Below are 17,129 nucleotides of genomic sequence, written 5' to 3' on the forward strand. Positions count from 1 at the left end.
GGCATTTTTTGCAGGCCCCCTCTCATTTTTTGGGGCTCGTTCGGCAATCAGACAGAGACCGTGCCATTGGCGCGGCGTCCTCACCTTCTGATGTGACCGTTACGGAGCCTGATCCATGCCCTCTGCTGTTCTCCCTTTCCGCCTGAACCCCAGCGCTGCGGCCCTGCTGCTGATGCTTGCGGCATCTGCCGCGACCCTTTCTCCCGCGATGGCTCAGGCCGTCAATGCCGCTGCAGCCAGTGCCATGCGCGACTACGACCTGCCTGCCGGCCCGCTGGCAGGCAGCCTGAACCGCATCGCGCGCGAGGCAGGCCTGGCGCTCACCACCGATGCCCAACTGGTGGAAGGCCGCAGCGCGGCGCCCGTGCGCGGCCGCATCGATGCTCCGGAGGCCTTGCGCCGAGCGCTGGCGGGCTCGGGACTGGAGCTGCTGCGCACCGACGCAGGCGGCTACACCCTGCGGCCGGGCATGCCCGTATCGGCAGCACCATTGGCGGCCGGGCCCGCGCGCGTGGCAGCGTTGCCCGAGGTGCGCGTGGCTGCCGAGGCCGATACCGAAGTCGCCACAGGTCCCGTAGACGGCTACCTGGCCAGGCGCAGCGCCACCGGCACCAAGACCGACACGCCCCTGGTCGAGACGCCGCAGTCCATCACCGTGGTGACGGCGGGCCAGGTGGAGGCGCAAAAGGCCCAAAGCATCGTGGACGTGCTCGCCTACACGGCAGGGGTCGGTGTTCGCGAATCGAGCCGGGCCACCGAGGCCTTTGTGCTGCGAGGCTTCCAGGCCGACGGCAATTCGGGCAGCCTGTACCGGGACGGCACCAAGTACTCAAGCGGGCTCTACCAGGGCCAGCAAGAGCCCTACGGCCTGGAGCGCATCGAGCTGCTGCGCGGCGCGTCGTCAGTGCTGTACGGCAGCGCTGCACCCGGCGGCGTCATCCACCTGGTCAGCAAGCGCCCCACGCTGGAACCGTTGCGCGAGTTCAATGTCGAGCTGGGCAGCTTTCGCCGCAGGCAGGTTTCGGGCGACTTCGGCGGCAAGCTGTCTGAGGGGGGCGAATGGTCGTACCGGCTGACCGGGCTCCTGCGCCAGAGCGACACCTTCATTGACCACGTGAACGACGACCGCGTGTTCATCGCGCCCGCCTTCACCTGGCGCCCGTCTGCTGCGACCTCGCTCACCCTGCTGGGCCAGTACCAGAAGTCCGACAGCCGCTATGTGGCTGCGATGAGTCCGTTCGGCACCGTCGAGGCCAACCCCAACGGCCGCATTGCGCGAAACCGCTTCATCGGCGAGCCAGGGGCAGACCAGGACCGTTTCGAGGACCGCTCTGCGCAGATGGGCTATCTGCTCGACCATGCATTTTCCGACGCAGTCAAGCTGCGCCAGAACGTGCGCTACGGTTACACCGCAGACTGGGGATTCGCCGACGAACGCCAGCGAGTGATCAACCGCGGCGGCAGCCACACCGAGGGGCGCAATCGCGCGTTCACTGCGGACACCAGCGTGCAGGTCCTGTGGGGCAGCGAGAGCTCGCGCCACACCACGCTGGCAGGCATCGACTACGCAACCCTGCGCGAAGACGCCGCACGCTACGACTGGGACGTCGCCCCGCTGGACCTGTTTGACCCTCACTACGGCAGCCCCTGGACGCATCCCAGCAAGAACACCTACGCCGACAACCGCCGCCTGGAGCGCACGGGCGTCTATGTACAGGATCAGTGGAAGATCCGCGACCGGTGGGTGCTGCTGGCGGGCGGGCGCTACGACTGGACGGAAAACGGCGTTTCGCCTTTCGTCGGCGACGGCCACTGGTCGTACGAAAAGAACAACGCCTTCACTGGCCGCATCGGCGCCGTGTACCTGGCGGACAACGGCCTGGCGCCCTTTGCGAGTTTCAGCCAGTCGTTCGAGCCCGCCGCCGGGCGCGGCCGCCAGGGCGAGCGATTCAAGCCTACCGAAGGCAATCAGTACGAAGTGGGCGTGCGCTATCAGAGCGAGGATTCGCGGACGCTGCTCACTGCCTCGGTGTACCAGCTCACGCAGCAGAACCGGCTGACGCTGGATCCGCTGGACATGGGCTACCAGGTGCAGACCGGCGAGGTGCGTTCGCGCGGGCTGGAGCTGGAGGCCAAGGCGCGCGTGGGCAGGCACCTCACGCTGCTGGCAGGCTACGCGTACACCGATGCCCGCACCACCCGCAGCAACACCGCCGACGAGGTGGGGGCGCGCAACCCCTTCACGCCGCGCCACCAGGCCACGGCGTGGGCCGATTACGACATGGGCGCAGCAGGACTGCCCGGCGTGCAACTGGGCGGCGGTGTGCGCTATGTGGGCAGCTCCACGGGCTTTGCATTCCTCAACACCCGTGTGCCGAGTTACGCCGTCTTTGACCTCGTGGCCAGCTACACCACGGGTCCCTGGCGCGTGGCGCTCAACGTGCGCAACCTGGCCGACAAGACGTATGTATCCAACTGCACCTATGGCTGCTTCTATGGCGAGGCGCGGCAGGTGATCGCGACGGCCAGCTACCGGTGGTGAACCGGCGGGCAGTGCCTTTCCGGCCCAGCCGGTGCAGGCCGCCCGACGCGCTGGAACTCGCATGGCGGTTGGCGGTTCCTCCATGAAAAAGCGGCCTGGCCCATGCTGGAATTGGGATGGCTGCTACTTTTTGGATAGCTTTTTGAACGGCTTGCAGTGGGTGATTTCGCCCCGCGTTTCGGCACATCCAGGTTGGTATAGATACCCTGTTGATCAATCTAGGTATAAATCCTGAGTATCTGGTGCAAATTAGTATTTGTTATGGCGCCTGGAGTACCAATCGAGCATCGCAGCATCGGTATCGTTCACTCCGTCAATGCCAGCATGCCTTGCGCCGGTGTTGAAAGGCAGATTTCCATACCAACTACCGAGGAGACATTCCGATGCCACATTCCCCCCGTGTCGCTGTGCCAACACGCCTGGCCCTCGCCGCCACGCTGGCCCTGTCGCTGTGCGGCGCCGCCAGTGCGCAGACCGAGCTGGTGATTGCCACCGTGAACAACGGCCACATGATCGAGATGCAGAAGCTCAGCAAGAACTTCGAGCAGGCGAACCCCGACATCAAGCTCAAGTGGGTCACGCTCGAAGAAGGCGTGCTGCGCCAGCGCGTCACGACCGACATCGCCACCAAGGGCGGCCAGTTCGACGTGATGACCATCGGCATGTACGAAGCGCCCATCTGGGGCAAGAAGGGCTGGCTGCAGGAGTTGAAGACCGACGCCGCCTACGACGTGGACGACCTGCTGCCCGCCGTGCGCAACGGCCTGTCCATCGACGGCAAGCTGTTCGCCGCGCCGTTCTACGGCGAAAGCTCGATGCTCATGTACCGCAAGGACCTGGCCGACAAGGCCGGCGTGCAGGTGCCCGAGCGCCCCACCTGGCCGCAGATCAAGGACCTGGCCGCCAAGATCCACGACCCCAAGAACGGCGTATACGGCATCTGCCTGCGCGGCAAACCGGGCTGGGGCGACAACATGGCCTTCCTGTCCACGCTGGTCAACACCTTCGGCGGCCAGTGGTTCGACATGCAGTGGAAGCCGCAGCTCGAATCCAAGCCCTGGAAGGACGCGATCACCTTCTACGTGGACCTGCTCAAGAACTACGGCCCGCCCGGTTCGTCGGCCAACAGCTTCAACGAGATCCTGGCGCTGACCAACTCCGGCAAGTGCGGCATGTGGATCGATGCGACCATTGCCGCATCGTTCGTGAGCGACCCCAAGCAGTCCAAGGTCGCCGACCAGATGGCCTTTGCCCAGGCGCCCACCATGAACACCCCCAAGGGAGCCAACTGGCTCTGGTCCTGGAACCTGGCCATCCCCGCCGGTTCGAAGAAGGTGGACGCCGCGCAGAAGTTCATCACCTGGTCTACCAGCAAGGACTACATCCAGCTGGTCGCCAAGACCAACGGCTGGGCCAACGTGCCCACCGGCACGCGCAAGAGCACCTACGCATCGCCTGAATTCCAGAAGGCCGCTCGCTTTGCCGCTGCCGAGAAGACTGCCATCGACTCGGCCAACCCGACCGATTCGACCCTGCCCAAGAGCCCGTACGTGGGCGTGCAGTTCGCGGCGATCCCCGAGTTCCAGGCCATCGGCATCGCGGTGGGCCAGCAGATGAGCGCGGCGCTGGCCGGCAAGACGACGGTGGATGCGGCGCTGAAGGCATCGCAGGTGTCGGCTGACCGTGAGATGAAGAAGGCCGGCTACTACAAATAGGCATTCATTCGGCTACTGCGCGGGCCGATCCGGGGCCGGTGGTCCTCGCCGTACGAGAGTACGGCTGCGGTACAGCGACCCCGCCCCGGCCCGCTCGCGACGCCGACTGAACGCCTATTTCTGCTGGACTTTTTTCTGAGGCTCCCATGAACCGCCGCCTGCTCCCCCGCCTGCTGCTCACGCCAGCCATGGCCACGCTCTTCCTGTGGATGATTGTGCCGCTGGTGATGACGATCTATTTCTCGCTCATCCGCTACAACCTGATGCAGCCCGACCAGTCGGGTTTTGCGGGCCTTGAGAATTTCGAATTCTTCGTCACCGACCCGTCGTTCGGCACGGCCGTGGTCAACACCATCTTGCTGCTCGGGAGTGTGATCCTCATCACCGTGGTGCTGGGCGTGGTGATAGCGCTGCTCATCAACGAGCCGTTCCCGGGGCGGGGCATCGTGCGGGTGCTGCTGATCTCGCCGTTCTTCGTCATGCCCACGGTGAACGCGCTGATGTGGAAGAACATGATGATGAACCCCATCTACGGCGTGCTCGCGCAGGTGTGGATGTTCTTCGGTGCGGCGCCGGTGGACTGGCTCACCGACCACCCGCTGTTCTCGGTCATCGTCATGGTGTCGTGGCAATGGCTGCCGTTCGCCACGCTCATCTTCATGACGGCGCTGCAGAGCATGAACCACGAACAGCTGGAAGCCTCGCGCATGGACGGCGCCAACTACCTGCAGCAGCTGCGCTACCTGTACGTGCCGCACCTGGGCCGCTCGGTGGCCGTGGTGGTCATGATCGAACTCATCTTCTTGCTCAGCATCTTTGCCGAGATCTACACGACCACGGCCGGCGGGCCGGGCGATGCGAGCACCAATGTCACCTTCCTGATCTTCAAGCAGGCGCTGCTCAACTTCGACGCGGGCGTGGCATCGGCCGGGGCGCTGTTCGCGGTGGTGCTGGCCAACATCGCGGCCGTGTTTTTGATCCGCATGGTCGGCAAGAACCTCGACAAGTAAGACCCAGGGACAACGACCATGACAACCACAACACGACGCCGTTCCAAATTTCCGCTCGGCCTGCTCGCGCTGCGCACCGCAGCCGCCTGGGGTGTGGCCCTGTTGCTGTTCTTTCCGCTCGGGTGGCTGTTCCTCACGGCCTTCAAGACCGAGCTGCAGGCCATCGCCGTGCCGCCGCTGTTCGTCTTCACGCCCACGCTGGAGAATTTCCATGAGGTGCAGGAGCGCAGCGACTACCTGCTGTACGCCAAGAACTCGGTGGTCACCAGCGTGCTGTCCACCGTGCTGGGCCTGATGCTGGCCGCCCCCGCGGCCTACGCCATGGCCTTCTTCAAGGGCAAGTACACCAAGGACATCCTCATGTGGATGCTCTCGACCAAGATGATGCCCGCCGTGGGCGCGCTGGTGCCCATCTACGTGCTGGCGCAAAAGAGCCACCTGCTCGACACGCAGCTGGCGCTGATCATCGTGTTCGCGCTGTCCAACCTGCCCATCATGGTCTGGATGCTGTACTCGCACTTCAAGGACATCCCGCACGAGATCCTGGAGGCCGCGCGCATGGACGGCGCCACGCTGTGGCAGGAGGTGCGCCTGGTGCTGCTGCCCCTGGGCATGGGCGGCCTGGCATCCACCGGCCTGCTGTGCCTGGTGCTGTCGTGGAACGAGGCCTTCTGGAGCCTGAACCTGAGCGCCGCCAAGGCCGGCACGCTGGCCACGCTGATCGCGTCCTACTCCAGCCCCGAAGGCCTGTTCTGGGCCAAGCTGTCCGCCGCGTCGCTGATGGCCATTGCGCCCATCGTGGTGTTCGGCTGGTTCAGCCAGAAGCAGCTTGTGCAAGGCCTGACCTTCGGTGCCGTCAAGTAACGCGCAGCTCTCCTATCTAACGCAATCAAGTTTTCAGGAACCCGATTCCATGGCCTACCTTCAACTGCGCGGCATCGAAAAATTCTTCGGCGAGCACCGCGCCATCAAAGGCATCGACCTCACCATCCAGCAGGGCGAGTTCATCGTCTTCGTCGGCCCCTCGGGCTGCGGCAAATCCACGCTGCTGCGGCTGATCGCGGGGCTCGAAGGCATCGACGGCGGCTCGCTCATGCTCGACGGCCGCGACATCACTGACCAGCCGTCGAGCAAGCGCGACCTGGCCATGGTGTTCCAGAGCTACGCGCTGTACCCGCACATGAGCGTGTACGAGAACATGAGCTTCGCGCTCAAGCTGGCCAAGGTCGACAAGCAGGTGATCGACGAAAAGGTACAGAACGCCGCGCGCATCCTCAACCTCACGCAGTACCTGCAGCGTACGCCCAAGGAGCTGTCGGGCGGCCAGCGCCAGCGCGTGGCCATCGGCCGCGCCATCGTGCGCGCGCCCAAGGTGTTCCTGTTCGACGAGCCGCTGTCCAACCTCGACGCGGCGCTGCGGGGCCAGACGCGGGTGGAGATCGCCAAGCTGCACCGCGACCTGGGCGCAACCACCATCTACGTGACGCACGACCAGGTGGAGGCCATGACCCTGGCCGACCGCGTGGTGGTGCTGCGCGACGGCATCATCGAGCAGGTGGGCACGCCCCTGGAGCTGTACGACAAGCCCGCCAACCAGTTCGTGGCCCAGTTCATCGGCACGCCGCAGATGAACGTGGTGCCCCTGCAGAAGCTGCCGCAACCCGTGCAGCAGCAAGCACCGGCGGGCGCGGCGGGCGGGGCCATCGGCCTGCGGCCCGAGAACATCGCCGTGCGCGGTACGGGCGCGACACCGGTCACGGGCCAGGTGGACCTGATCGAGGCGCTGGGCGCCGAAACGCTGATCTACGTGACAACGCCCGGCGGCGCGCAGTTCGTCTCGCGCCTGAACGACCGCACGGGGCTGCGCGCGGGCGACGCAGTCAGCCTGGACATCGATGCCTCCGAGGCCCATTGGTTCGATACCGCCGGCCGCATCGTGGCGGGCCACGCAGCATGAGCGCGGTACGTGATCTGCAAGGCCAGGTGGGGGCCGTCACGGGCGCCGCCTCGGGCATCGGGTTCGCCAGCGCCAAAGCCATGGCCGATGCGGGCGCTCGCGTGGTGCTGATCGATCGCGACGAGGCCGCGCTGGGCAGGGCCTGCGCGGCCATCGGCGCCAATGCCTTGCCGCTGGTGCTCGACCTGCTCGATGCCCGGCAGTGCGCAAGCCTGCTGCAGCGCACGCTGGCGCTCGCGGGGCCGCTCGACATCTTCCACGCGAATGCGGGCCTGTACGTGGGCGGCGACCTGGTGGATGCCGACCCCGACGCCATCGACCGCATGCTGAATTTGAACGTCAACGTGGTGATGAAGAACGTGCACAACGTGCTCCCCCACATGATCGAGCGCGGCCGGGGCGACATCATCGTCACCAGCTCGCTGGCCGCGCACTTCCCCACGCCGTGGGAGCCGGTCTACGCCTCGTCCAAGTGGGCGGTCAACTGCTTCGTGCAGACCGTGCGCCGCCAGGTGTTCAAGCACGGCATCCGCGTGGGCTCCATCTCGCCCGGGCCTGTCATCACCTCGCTGCTGGCCGACTGGCCTGCGGAAAAGCTCGCCGAGGCCAAGGCCAGCGGCAGCCTCATCGAGGCGTCCGAAGTGGCCGAGGTGGTGCTCTTCATGCTCACCCGCCCACGCGGCATGACCATCCGCGACGTCGTGATGATGCCGACGAATTTCGACCTCTAGAACCCTGTTGTCTTCACGCACCATGAATTTCATCCTGCACCTGGGCCTGGGCTCCTTCCACCGCGCGCACCAGGCCGTCTATGTCCACGCGTTGCGCCAACAGGGCACCACCGATGACCGCGATTGGGCCATCGCGGGCGGCAACCTGCGCCCCGACATGGCCGACACCATCGCAGCACTGCAAGCGCAGGGCGGACGCTACACGCTGGAGACGGTCACGCCCCAGGGCGAGCGCAGCTACGCCGTCATCGAATCCATACAGCGCGTGATTCCCTACCGGGATGACCTGGCCCCGCTCATCGCCATGGGGTCAGACCCGGCCACGCGCATCATCTCGTTCACGGTCACTGAAGCGGGCTACTACCTGGACGCGAGCAACCAGCTCGACTGGGCCACCTTCGCCGACCTGCGCGCCGACCTTGCGGCCGTGAAGGCGGGCCAGGCAGGCCACACCATCTACGGCGGCCTGGTGAGCATCCTGCGCGCACGCATGCGCTCGGGCGCCGGCCCCGTCACGCTGATGAACTGCGACAACCTGCGCCACAACGGCGAGCGCTCGCGTGGCGGGCTGCTGCAGTTCATCGACGCATTGGGCGACGAGGAGTTGAGGGCCTGGGTGGTGGAGCACACCCGCAGCCCCAATGCCATGGTGGACCGCATCACCCCGCGCCCCACACCCGATGTGGCCGAGCGCGTGCGCGCCGCCACCGGCTGGGACGACAAGGCAGCGCTCATGGGCGAGAGCTTCATCCAGTGGGTCATCGAAGACGACTTCATCTCCGGCCGGCCCGCGTGGGAGACGGTGGGTGTGGAGATGGTGCAATCGGTGCAGGCGCACGAAGAGGCCAAGATCCGCCTGCTCAACGCCACGCACAGCTGCATTGCCTGGGCGGGCACGCTGGCGGGCTACCAGTACATCCACGAAGGCACGCACGATGCGGCCATCCGCCAGATGGCCTACGACTACGTGACCGACGATGCGATCCCCGTGCTGTTGCCGTGCCCCATCGACCTTGAGGCCTACCGCGACGTGGTGCTGGACCGCTTCGGCAACCCCGCCATCGCCGACACCAACCAGCGCGTGGCCATGGACGCGTTCTCCAAGATCCCCGGCATGATCGCGCCCACCATCCGCGACAAGCTGGCGCGCAACGCGTCGTTCGACAGCGTCGCCATGCTGCCCGCGTTGTTCCTGGCCTACCTGCAGCGCTGGCACGCCGGGCAGATCCCCTACACCTACCAGGACCAGGCCATGGACCCGGCCATGGCCCATGCCATTTGCGACGCGCCTGACCCCGTGGCAGCCTATGCCGCCGACACGACCCTGTGGGGCGAAATGGCCAGCCACCCTCAGTTGGTGGACACCCTGCGCAAAGCCTACGACCGCGTGTTGGCCTTTATGGCGCAGCGGACAGTCGCCTGATGCTGGTGTAACTTCGGCCCAAGCACAGCCATGACCGTGAAAACGCCCACCGCCCCGCGCCAGACCAAGCCCGAGCTCGAGCACGACTATGTGCGCTCGCCCGAGCTGGGCTACGAGTCGCCGGACACGGCGGGCTTCATCCGCTGCCTGTCGCATGGCTTTCCCACGCCGCTGGCGCGATGGCATTACCACGACGAGTATGAGCTGCACCTCATCACGGCCACGTCGGGCAAGGTCTTCGTGGGCGACTGGATCGGGCAGTTCCAGCCAGGCCACCTGGTGCTGACGGGCCCGCGCCTGCCGCACAACTGGATCAGCATGGACCTGCCCGAAGGCGGCGTGCCGCTGCGCGACCTGGTGATCCAGTTCTCGCACGCGCCGCTGGTAGCCAGCAGCGAAAGCATCCCCGAATTGCGCGAGGTGCTGCCCTTGCTGGAACGCGCGCGCCATGGCATCGAGTTCTTCGGCATGGAATCGCAGGCGCATGAGCACTGGCATCGCATCAAGGCGCGCCAGGGCCTGGCCAGGTTCGGCGCATTCTGTGAGTTTTTGAGCGACCTGGCGGGCTGCACCGACTTTCGCCTGCTGTCGAGCACGCAGCTGCAAAGCGAGGACAACGATGCGCAACTGGACCAGATCAACGCCATCGTGAGCCGCATCACCGACCACCTTGCCGAGCCGCTGGCCGCCGCCGACCTGGCGCAGGAGCTGGGCATGACGGAAAGCCGCTTCTCGCGCTTCTTCCGGCGCGCCACAGGCAATACCTTCACCGACTTCGTGAACCTGGTGCGCGTGAACCGCGCCTGCCAGCTGCTCATGGAGTCAGACCGCTACATCACCCACATCGCGTACGACGTGGGTTTCAACAACATGGCCAACTTCAACCGCCGCTTCCTGGACATCAAGGGCATGACGCCCAGCGAATTCCGCAAGCAGGGGGCAGGGCGGTTTGGGAAGGTGTGAGATGGGCGGTGCAGTCCGTGGTGCCGTGCCTTGCGCGGTAGGCGGTGTGGGGCCGCAGGCAGGTGCCGATGCGGCGTTGAGACCGCCCAGACTCGTCACCCCACCACCCGCCATGCGCGCTGAGCCTGCCGAAGCCGGAGCGTGACCCCGCGCTGACCCTTTCGCCATGCGCAGCAATCCTCCGGCTCACAAAACCTCTTCAATCCATCCACCGTTCGGGCTGAGCTTGTCGAAGCCAGGGCGCACCCTCTCCCGTCCAACCCTCCCAGACCACGCCCGTCCACCACCCCACCATGTACCTCGGAATCGATTTGGGCACCTCCGGTGTCAAGCTCCTGCTGCTCGATGCATCGCACAACGTGCTGGCCACGGCCGATGCCGCCGTGCCGCAGCACCGCCCGCAGCCCACCTGGAGCGAGCAGCATCCGGCCGACTGGCTGAGCGCCACGGAGAGCGCCGTAGCGCAACTGCGTGCCCAGGCGCCCGCGGCCTGGGCGCAGGTGCGCGGCATCGGGCTGTCTGGCCACATGCACGGCGCCGTGGTGCTGGGCGGCGAGGGGCAAGTGCTGCGCCCGGCCATCCTGTGGAACGATGGCCGAGCCAGCGCCGAATGCGCGCAGCTGGAGGCCGCCGTGCCCGCATCGCGCCAGATCACCGGCAACCTCGCCATGCCCGGCTTCACCGCGCCCAAGCTGCTGTGGCTGCGCACGCACGAGCCCGAGGTCTTCGCAGGAATTCAGCAGGTGCTGCTTCCCAAGGACTGGCTGCGCCTGCAGCTCACCGGCACGGCGGTGAGCGACATGTCCGACGCTTCCGGCACGCTGTGGCTCGACGTGGGAAGGCGCGACTGGAGCGACACGATGCTGCAGGCCTGCAGTCTCACCCGCGCGCAGATGCCCGCCTTGGCCGAGGGCAGCGCAGCCAGCGGCGTGCTGCTGGATGAAGTCGCACGGCGCTGGGGGCTGCCCCCGGGCGTGGTGGTGGCTGCAGGCGCGGGCGACAACGCGGCCAGCGCGGTAGGCGTGGGCGCACGGCAGGCGGGGCAGGGCTTCGTGTCGCTGGGCACTTCGGGCGTGGTGTTCCGCGTCACCGATGCCTTTGCGCCCGCCACCGACCGCGCGGTGCACGCGTTTGCCCACGCGCTGCCGGGGCGCTGGCACCACATGTCCGTCATGCTGAGTGCGGCCAGTGCATTCGGCTGGGTCACGCGCCTCACGGGGCAGGCCAGCGAGGCGCACCTGTCGGCCGCCGTGGGTGCGCTGTCGGCAGCACGCCAGGCGCAGGCGCCCCTTTTCTTGCCGTACCTGAGCGGCGAGCGCACGCCGCACAACAACGCCGCCGCCACCGGCGTGTTCATGGGGCTCAGGGCCGAGCACGATGCGACCGACCTGGCGTACGCGGTGATGGAGGGCGTGGGCTTTGGCCTGCTGGATGGCCTGAACGCCATGCGCGCAGCGCGCACGGCCCCGTCGGCCGACGCAGGTACCGCCGCCCTGGCGCTGGTGGGCGGCGGCGCCCGCAGCGACGCCTGGGCGCAAATGCTGGCCAGCGGCCTGGGCTGCGTGCTGCACCGCCCGATGGGTGCGCACGCCGCGGCTGCGCTGGGTGCCGCGCGGCTGGCGGCCATGGCCTGCGGCGGCAATGACGGCAACGACGGGAACGAGGCGCATTGGTGCCAGCCGCTACCCGCCGACGCCACCTTCACGCCGAAGGCCGCGCAGCAGGCGCTGCTGGCCGAACGCTACGCCCGCTTCGTGGCCCTGTACCCCGCGCTGCAGTCGCAGTTCTGAGCGCTGAGCGCATTTTTGTTTGCCCTTCATTCGCCCTGCCATGTCATCTTCTCCTGCTTCATCCTCCTCGCCCGTTGATGCGTCTGCCGTCCATGTCGCCGTGGCCGGCGAGGCCTTGATCGACCTGATCCGCAACCCCGACGGCACCTACCTGCCGTGCCTGGGTGGCGCGCTGTACAACCTGTGCCGCGCGTTGGCGCGCCAGGGCGTGGGCACGCAGTACCTCAACCCGCTGTCGCGCGACCGTTTCGGGCGCGAGCTGGCGGCGCAACTGCAGGGCGATGGCGTGCACCTGTCGCAGCCCGAGCCCGTGCAGCAGGTCACCTCGCTGGCCGTGGTCAACATCGATGGGCAGGGCCACCCGGACTACGCGTTCTACCGCGACGGCGTGGCCGACCGTGCCGTGTCGGCCCAGGGGCTGGCTGCGGATTGCAGCGCCTTGCCCGCGCTGCAGCTGGTCTGCACCGGCGCGCTGGCGCTCGATGCCCGTGATGCGCAGGTGTACCTGCCGTGGCTGCAGGCGCAGCGCGCAGCGGGGCGCTGCGTGGTGGTGGACGCCAACCTGCGCCCGTCCGTCATGCCCGACCTGGCCGCCTACCGCGCGCAGGTGCACGCGGCCCTGGCCGAGGCCGACATCATCAAGGTCAGCGACGAGGACCTGGAGCACCTGCAGGTGCCAGGGGCCGATGCACTGGCCCGCGCTCGCCATCTGCTGGCCTCCAACCCCCGCGCCGTGCTGATGGCGCTGACCCTGGGCGGCGAGGGCGCCTGGCTGCTGCACAAGAGCGGCGGCCAGTGGTTCGCCAAGGAGGCCCAGCCGCTGGCCGTGGTGGATACGGTGGGCGCGGGCGACAGCTTTCTGGCGGGGCTGCTCGCACACCTGTTGCAGCAGTTGCAGGCCAGCAAGGCCGATGGCGCATCAGGCCGGGGCTTTTCGGCGTTCGTGGAAGGCCTGGCAGCGGACGCATGCCAGGGCGCGTTGCGCCATGCCCTGGCGAGTGCCAGCCTGTGCGTGATGGAGCGCGGCTGCGTGCCGCCCGGCTGGCAGGCTGCGCAGGCGCGGGCCGCGCAGCACCAGGCCCTGGTGCGATAGCACAGGGCACGTTTTCGAATGAAAAATGGCTCGGCCGCTTGATGGAACAGCGGAAGTAGCTATCGATTCAATAGCGGCAGCCGTCCGCTTGAAACGCCTGCCTTCCGAAGTTCACAGCTCCTGCGCGTACACGATGAAGCCGTGGTGTTTGGCCAGCTTGTCGTACAGCAGGCGCCCGGCCGCATTGGTCTCGTGGGTCTGCCAGTACACGCGCGACGACCTGGCGGCCCGCGCAGCGCCATACACCGCGTCGATGAGAGCCCGTCCCACACCCCGCCCGCGCGCGGCCTCGTGGGTGAACAGGTCGCTCAGGTAGCACACCGGCTCGATGCGCGTCATGCTGCGGTGAAACACGCAGTGCACAAGACCCAGCAGCCGGCCGGTGGGCGCGTCCTCTGCCACCATGCAGAACATCGGCTCCGCCGCGTCATGGAACCGCTGCCACGTTGTCTGGGTGATGTGCTCGGGCAGCGCGGTGGCGCCGAAGCGGCCGTAGAACGCGTTGTAGCCGTCCCAGAGCGGGCGCCATGCGGCGTAGTCGGCAGGCTGGGCGGGGCGCACGGAAACAGGGGAGGTCATGGTCGGCGTCTCGTGAAATGAGGAAGGACGCTGCCATTGTGCAGGCACGGCCATGGCGCAGCGCCCCACGCCTCTTTCCCCTACGTCGCCTGCAGCACACGCCCCGGGTTCATGATGCCCTGCGGGTCCAGCGCCTGCTTGATGGCGCGCATCATGCCCAGCGCCACGGGCGACTGGTACTTGGCCAGCTTGTCGGCCTTGAGCTCGCCGATGCCGTGCTCGGCCGAGAACGATCCGCCGAATTCGGCCACGGCTTCGTAGACCAGGTGGTTCACCTGCGCTTCGTGGTCGCGCAGGAAGGCCTTGGCATCGCCCTCGGCCGGTGCCTGTACGTTGTAGTGCAGGTTGCCGTCGCCCAGGTGGCCGAAGTTGACCAGGCGCACGCCCGGGATCTCGCGCTGCAGCACCGCGTCGGTATGGGCCACGAAGGCGGGGATGCGCGAGATCTGCACCGAGATGTCGTGCTTGATGTTCAGGCCTTCCTCGGCCTGCGCGAGGGGAATGCTCTCGCGGATGTGCCACAGCTGGTGCGCCTGGGTGAGGTTCTCGGCCACCACAGCGTCGGTCACGCAACCCAATTCAAACGCCGTCTCCAGCAGCGACTCAAACCGTGCGCGCGCGTGTTCTTCGGATTCGCTGTCGGAGTTCTCGAGCAGCACGCACCAGGGCGCGTTCTCGTCGCCCAGAAACGGCACGCGCAGCTGCGGCATGTGCTTGCCCACCAGGCTCAGCGCGAACTGGCCCATCACCTCGAAACCGGTGAGGCCCGCACCCAGCTGCTTGTGCGCCAGACCCAGCAGTTCCACCGCATGCTCCATCGACGGCACGGCGGCCCAGGCGGTGAGGTTGGCTGCGGGCTGGGGGTAGAGTTTCATCGTCGCGGCGGTGATGATGCCCAGCGTGCCTTCGCTGCCGATGAACAGGTCGCGCAGGTCGTAGCCGGTGTTGTCCTTGCGCAGGCCCTTGAGGCCGTCCCACACCTCGCCCTGCGGGGTGACGACTTCCAGGCCCAGGCACAGCTCGCGGGCATTGCCATAGCGCACGACCTGCGTGCCGCCGGCATTCGTGCCCAGGTTGCCGCCGATGGTGCAGCTACCCTCGGCCGCGAGCGACAGCGGGAACAGCACGCCCGCCTTCTCGGCCACGTCCTGCAGGTTCTGCAGGATGCAGCCAGCCTCCACCGTCATGGTGAGGTTGTCGGTGTCCACGCTGCGCACCGCATTCATGCGTGTGAGGCTCAGCACGATCTGCGTACCCGAATCGTCGGGCGTGGAGCCCACGGCCAGACCGGTGTTGCCGCCCTGCGGAACGATGGCGGTGCCTGCTGCCGCACAGGCCTTGACCACGGCGGCCACTTCCTGTGTGCTGGCGGGGCGCACCACGGCCAGGGCCTTGCCGCGCACACGGCGGCGCCAGTCCTGCTCCCAGGCGGTGAGGTCGCCGTCGGTGATCACGTGGGCGGGGCCGACGATGGCGCGCAGGGTGTCAAGCAAAGTGGTCATGGCAGAGATTCTTCAAAAATCAGGAACAGGAGGGCCGCTCGCGGGGTCAGGCGGCAGCTGCCGCAGCGGCCTTTGCATTGCGCTGCCGCAGCCGCACGTGCAGTGTGCAGGCAGTGAACAGCACCAGGCACAGCGCCACTTCGGCCCAGGCCAGCCACTGCGATGGCGGCTTGTCGCTCCAGCCGCGCACCACGCCTTCGGTGAAATACAGCCAGATCACCAGGCTCACCCAGCGGTAGGTGTACATGCGGTTCTTGAGCACTCCGGCCAGCGGAATGCACAGCGGCAGCGCCTTGAGCGCCAGCCACGAGCCGCCGGGGCGCAGCGGCGCCAGCACCAGCTCCCAGGCCAGGCACAGCGCGATCAGCGCCAGCAGGCTGCAGGTGGCCAGCCAGCGCGTGGCGGCCACGGAGTTGTCGGATGGAAGCGGGGGCACGGGAGTGGCGGCTGGGGCGGCGGGGGTGGCAGTCATTGGGGTGGCATCATATCGGCCATGCCCTTCTCCTTACAGACAGTCGTGTCGCGCTTCGAGGCGCTGATGGCCGAACTGTCGAACTTTCCCTGGCGGACCACCGCGCAGACGCTGCGCGAACGGTTCCGCGAAGACCACCTGGGCCTGACCGCCAGCAGCCTGACCTTCACCACCATCCTCGCGCTGGTGCCGTTCTTCACCGTGGCGCTGGCGGTGTTCACCGCATTTCCCATCTTCGGCAAGCTGCAGGACGCATTGCAGGGCTGGCTGGTCACGAGCCTGGTGCCCGACAGCATCTCGCGCCAGGTGCTGGGTTACCTGAACCAGTTCGCCTCCAAGGCCAGCGGGCTGGGTGTGGCGGGCTTTTCCATCCTGCTGGCCACGGCACTGGCGCTGATCCTCACCATCGACCGCACGCTCAACGACATCTGGCGCGTGCAGCGGCTGCGGCCGCTGGGCCAGCGCGTGCTGATCTACTGGGCGGCGATGACGCTGGGCCCGCTGCTGATGGGCGCGAGCCTGGCGCTCACCTCGTACGTGATGTCGGCCTCGGGCGGGCTGGTGCGGCGCCTGCCGGATGGCGTGCAGCTGCTGTTCGACTCCATCCAGTTCCTGGTGCTGGCGGGGGGCATGGCCTCGCTGTACCACTACGTGCCCAACACGCCGGTCAAGTGGCGGCATGCCTGGACGGGCGGCTTCTTCGTGTCGGTGTGCATCGAGCTGGCCAAGAAGGTGCTGGCGCTGTACCTGGGCAGCGTGCCGACCTACTCGGTGGTGTACGGCGCATTCGCCACGCTGCCCATCCTGCTGGTGTGGATCTACGTGGCCTGGGTCATCGTGCTGCTGGGCGCGGTGGTCACCGCCTACCTGCCCAGCCTGCTGGCCGGCGTGGCGCGGCGGGCCACGGTGGCGGGGTGGAGCTTTCAGTTGGCCATCGAGGTGCTGCAGGAACTGCACCGCGCGCGCAGCCAGCCCATGAAGGGCCTGAGGCCGAGTCAGCTGGCGCAGCAACTGCGGGTGGATGTGCTGCAGCTCGAACCGGTACTGGAGGCCCTGACGGCGCTGGACTGGGTGGGCGAGCTGACCGAGGCCGCCGTGAGCGCCTCGGACGTGCCCGAGCCCCGGTGGGTGCTGCTGGCCGACCCGGCCTCCACGCTGCTGGCCCCCCTGGCGGAAAAGCTGCTGATCGAGCGCGCCCAGAGCCTGGCGCCGCTATGGCAACGCTCGGGGCTGGAGCGCCTGGTGATCGCAGACGTACTGGGCGACGCCGCCATGGGTGCGCCAGTCGCTGCGCAGGCGCTCGCGGCGCCCAGGCCCTTTCAGTCGTTTGCTATCAAATGAATAGCTATTGG

At 67.3% G+C, this 17,129-nt stretch carries 14 protein-coding genes; 11 read left to right on the forward strand and 3 right to left on the reverse strand.

All coding sequences use genetic code 11. From position 1 onward, the window contains the following. Positions 1-115 precede the first annotated feature (115 nt). From KW835_RS11335 to KW835_RS11380, 10 genes are all read left to right on the forward strand, one after another. Complete coding sequence (locus KW835_RS11335; RefSeq protein ID WP_218382491.1) at positions 116-2,542, forward strand: TonB-dependent siderophore receptor; 2,427 nt, start codon at positions 116-118, stop codon at positions 2,540-2,542. A 383-nt stretch (positions 2,543-2,925) separates the two neighbouring features. Then, entirely contained in the window at positions 2,926-4,257 is a 1,332-nt protein-coding gene (locus tag KW835_RS11340; RefSeq protein ID WP_218382492.1) for a sugar ABC transporter substrate-binding protein, read from the forward strand. A 146-nt stretch (positions 4,258-4,403) separates the two neighbouring features. Continuing rightward, on the forward strand, positions 4,404-5,267 hold the full coding sequence (locus KW835_RS11345; protein WP_218382493.1) for a carbohydrate ABC transporter permease: 864 nt from the start codon (positions 4,404-4,406) through the stop codon (positions 5,265-5,267). An 18-nt stretch (positions 5,268-5,285) separates the two neighbouring features. After that, positions 5,286-6,131: a carbohydrate ABC transporter permease gene (locus KW835_RS11350; protein ID WP_218382494.1), complete on the forward strand. Its 846-nt coding sequence runs from the start codon at positions 5,286-5,288 to the stop codon at positions 6,129-6,131. Between the two features lie 49 nt (positions 6,132-6,180). Then, positions 6,181-7,224 (forward strand): ABC transporter ATP-binding protein, encoded by a 1,044-nt coding sequence (locus tag KW835_RS11355; protein ID WP_218382495.1) that lies wholly within the window; start codon positions 6,181-6,183, stop codon positions 7,222-7,224. Further along, entirely contained in the window at positions 7,221-7,955 is a 735-nt protein-coding gene (locus KW835_RS11360) for an SDR family oxidoreductase (protein WP_218382496.1), read from the forward strand. The genes KW835_RS11355 and KW835_RS11360 overlap by 4 nt, the downstream gene beginning before the upstream one ends. Positions 7,956-7,977: 22 nt before the next feature. Next, positions 7,978-9,378: a D-arabinitol 4-dehydrogenase gene (gene dalD, locus KW835_RS11365; RefSeq protein ID WP_218382497.1), complete on the forward strand. Its 1,401-nt coding sequence runs from the start codon at positions 7,978-7,980 to the stop codon at positions 9,376-9,378. A 30-nt stretch (positions 9,379-9,408) separates the two neighbouring features. Further along, positions 9,409-10,341 carry an AraC family transcriptional regulator gene (locus KW835_RS11370; protein WP_218382498.1) on the forward strand — a complete coding sequence of 311 codons (933 nt, stop codon included), beginning with the start codon at positions 9,409-9,411 and terminating at the stop codon, positions 10,339-10,341. Positions 10,342-10,634: 293 nt separating this feature from the next. Next, positions 10,635-12,131: a xylulokinase gene (gene xylB, locus KW835_RS11375; protein WP_218382499.1), complete on the forward strand. Its 1,497-nt coding sequence runs from the start codon at positions 10,635-10,637 to the stop codon at positions 12,129-12,131. 40 nt (positions 12,132-12,171) lie between these two features. Continuing rightward, a complete protein-coding gene (locus KW835_RS11380; RefSeq protein ID WP_218382500.1) occupies positions 12,172-13,224 on the forward strand; it encodes a PfkB family carbohydrate kinase in 1,053 nt (350 codons plus the stop codon). A 111-nt stretch (positions 13,225-13,335) separates the two neighbouring features. On the opposite strand, the gene KW835_RS11385 is transcribed toward KW835_RS11380, so the two are convergent. From KW835_RS11385 to KW835_RS11395, 3 genes are all read right to left on the reverse strand, one after another. Next, positions 13,336-13,803, reverse strand: a complete 468-nt coding sequence (locus KW835_RS11385) for a GNAT family N-acetyltransferase (RefSeq protein WP_218382501.1) — start codon at positions 13,801-13,803, stop codon at positions 13,336-13,338. Between the two features lie 80 nt (positions 13,804-13,883). Next, positions 13,884-15,305: an FAD-binding oxidoreductase gene (locus KW835_RS11390; RefSeq protein ID WP_218382502.1), complete on the reverse strand. Its 1,422-nt coding sequence runs from the start codon at positions 15,303-15,305 to the stop codon at positions 13,884-13,886. Positions 15,306-15,351: 46 nt separating this feature from the next. Further along, positions 15,352-15,777 (reverse strand): DUF2069 domain-containing protein, encoded by a 426-nt coding sequence (locus KW835_RS11395; RefSeq protein ID WP_218382503.1) that lies wholly within the window; start codon positions 15,775-15,777, stop codon positions 15,352-15,354. 21 nt (positions 15,778-15,798) lie between these two features. Between KW835_RS11395 and KW835_RS11400 the strand changes: the two genes are divergently transcribed. Beyond that, a complete protein-coding gene (locus KW835_RS11400) occupies positions 15,799-17,118 on the forward strand; it encodes a YihY family inner membrane protein (protein ID WP_218382504.1) in 1,320 nt (439 codons plus the stop codon). Positions 17,119-17,129 lie beyond the last annotated feature (11 nt).

Origin of the sequence: Acidovorax sp. sic0104, assembly GCF_019219095.1 — a bacterium.
Taxonomy (GTDB): domain Bacteria; phylum Pseudomonadota; class Gammaproteobacteria; order Burkholderiales; family Burkholderiaceae_C; genus Acidovorax.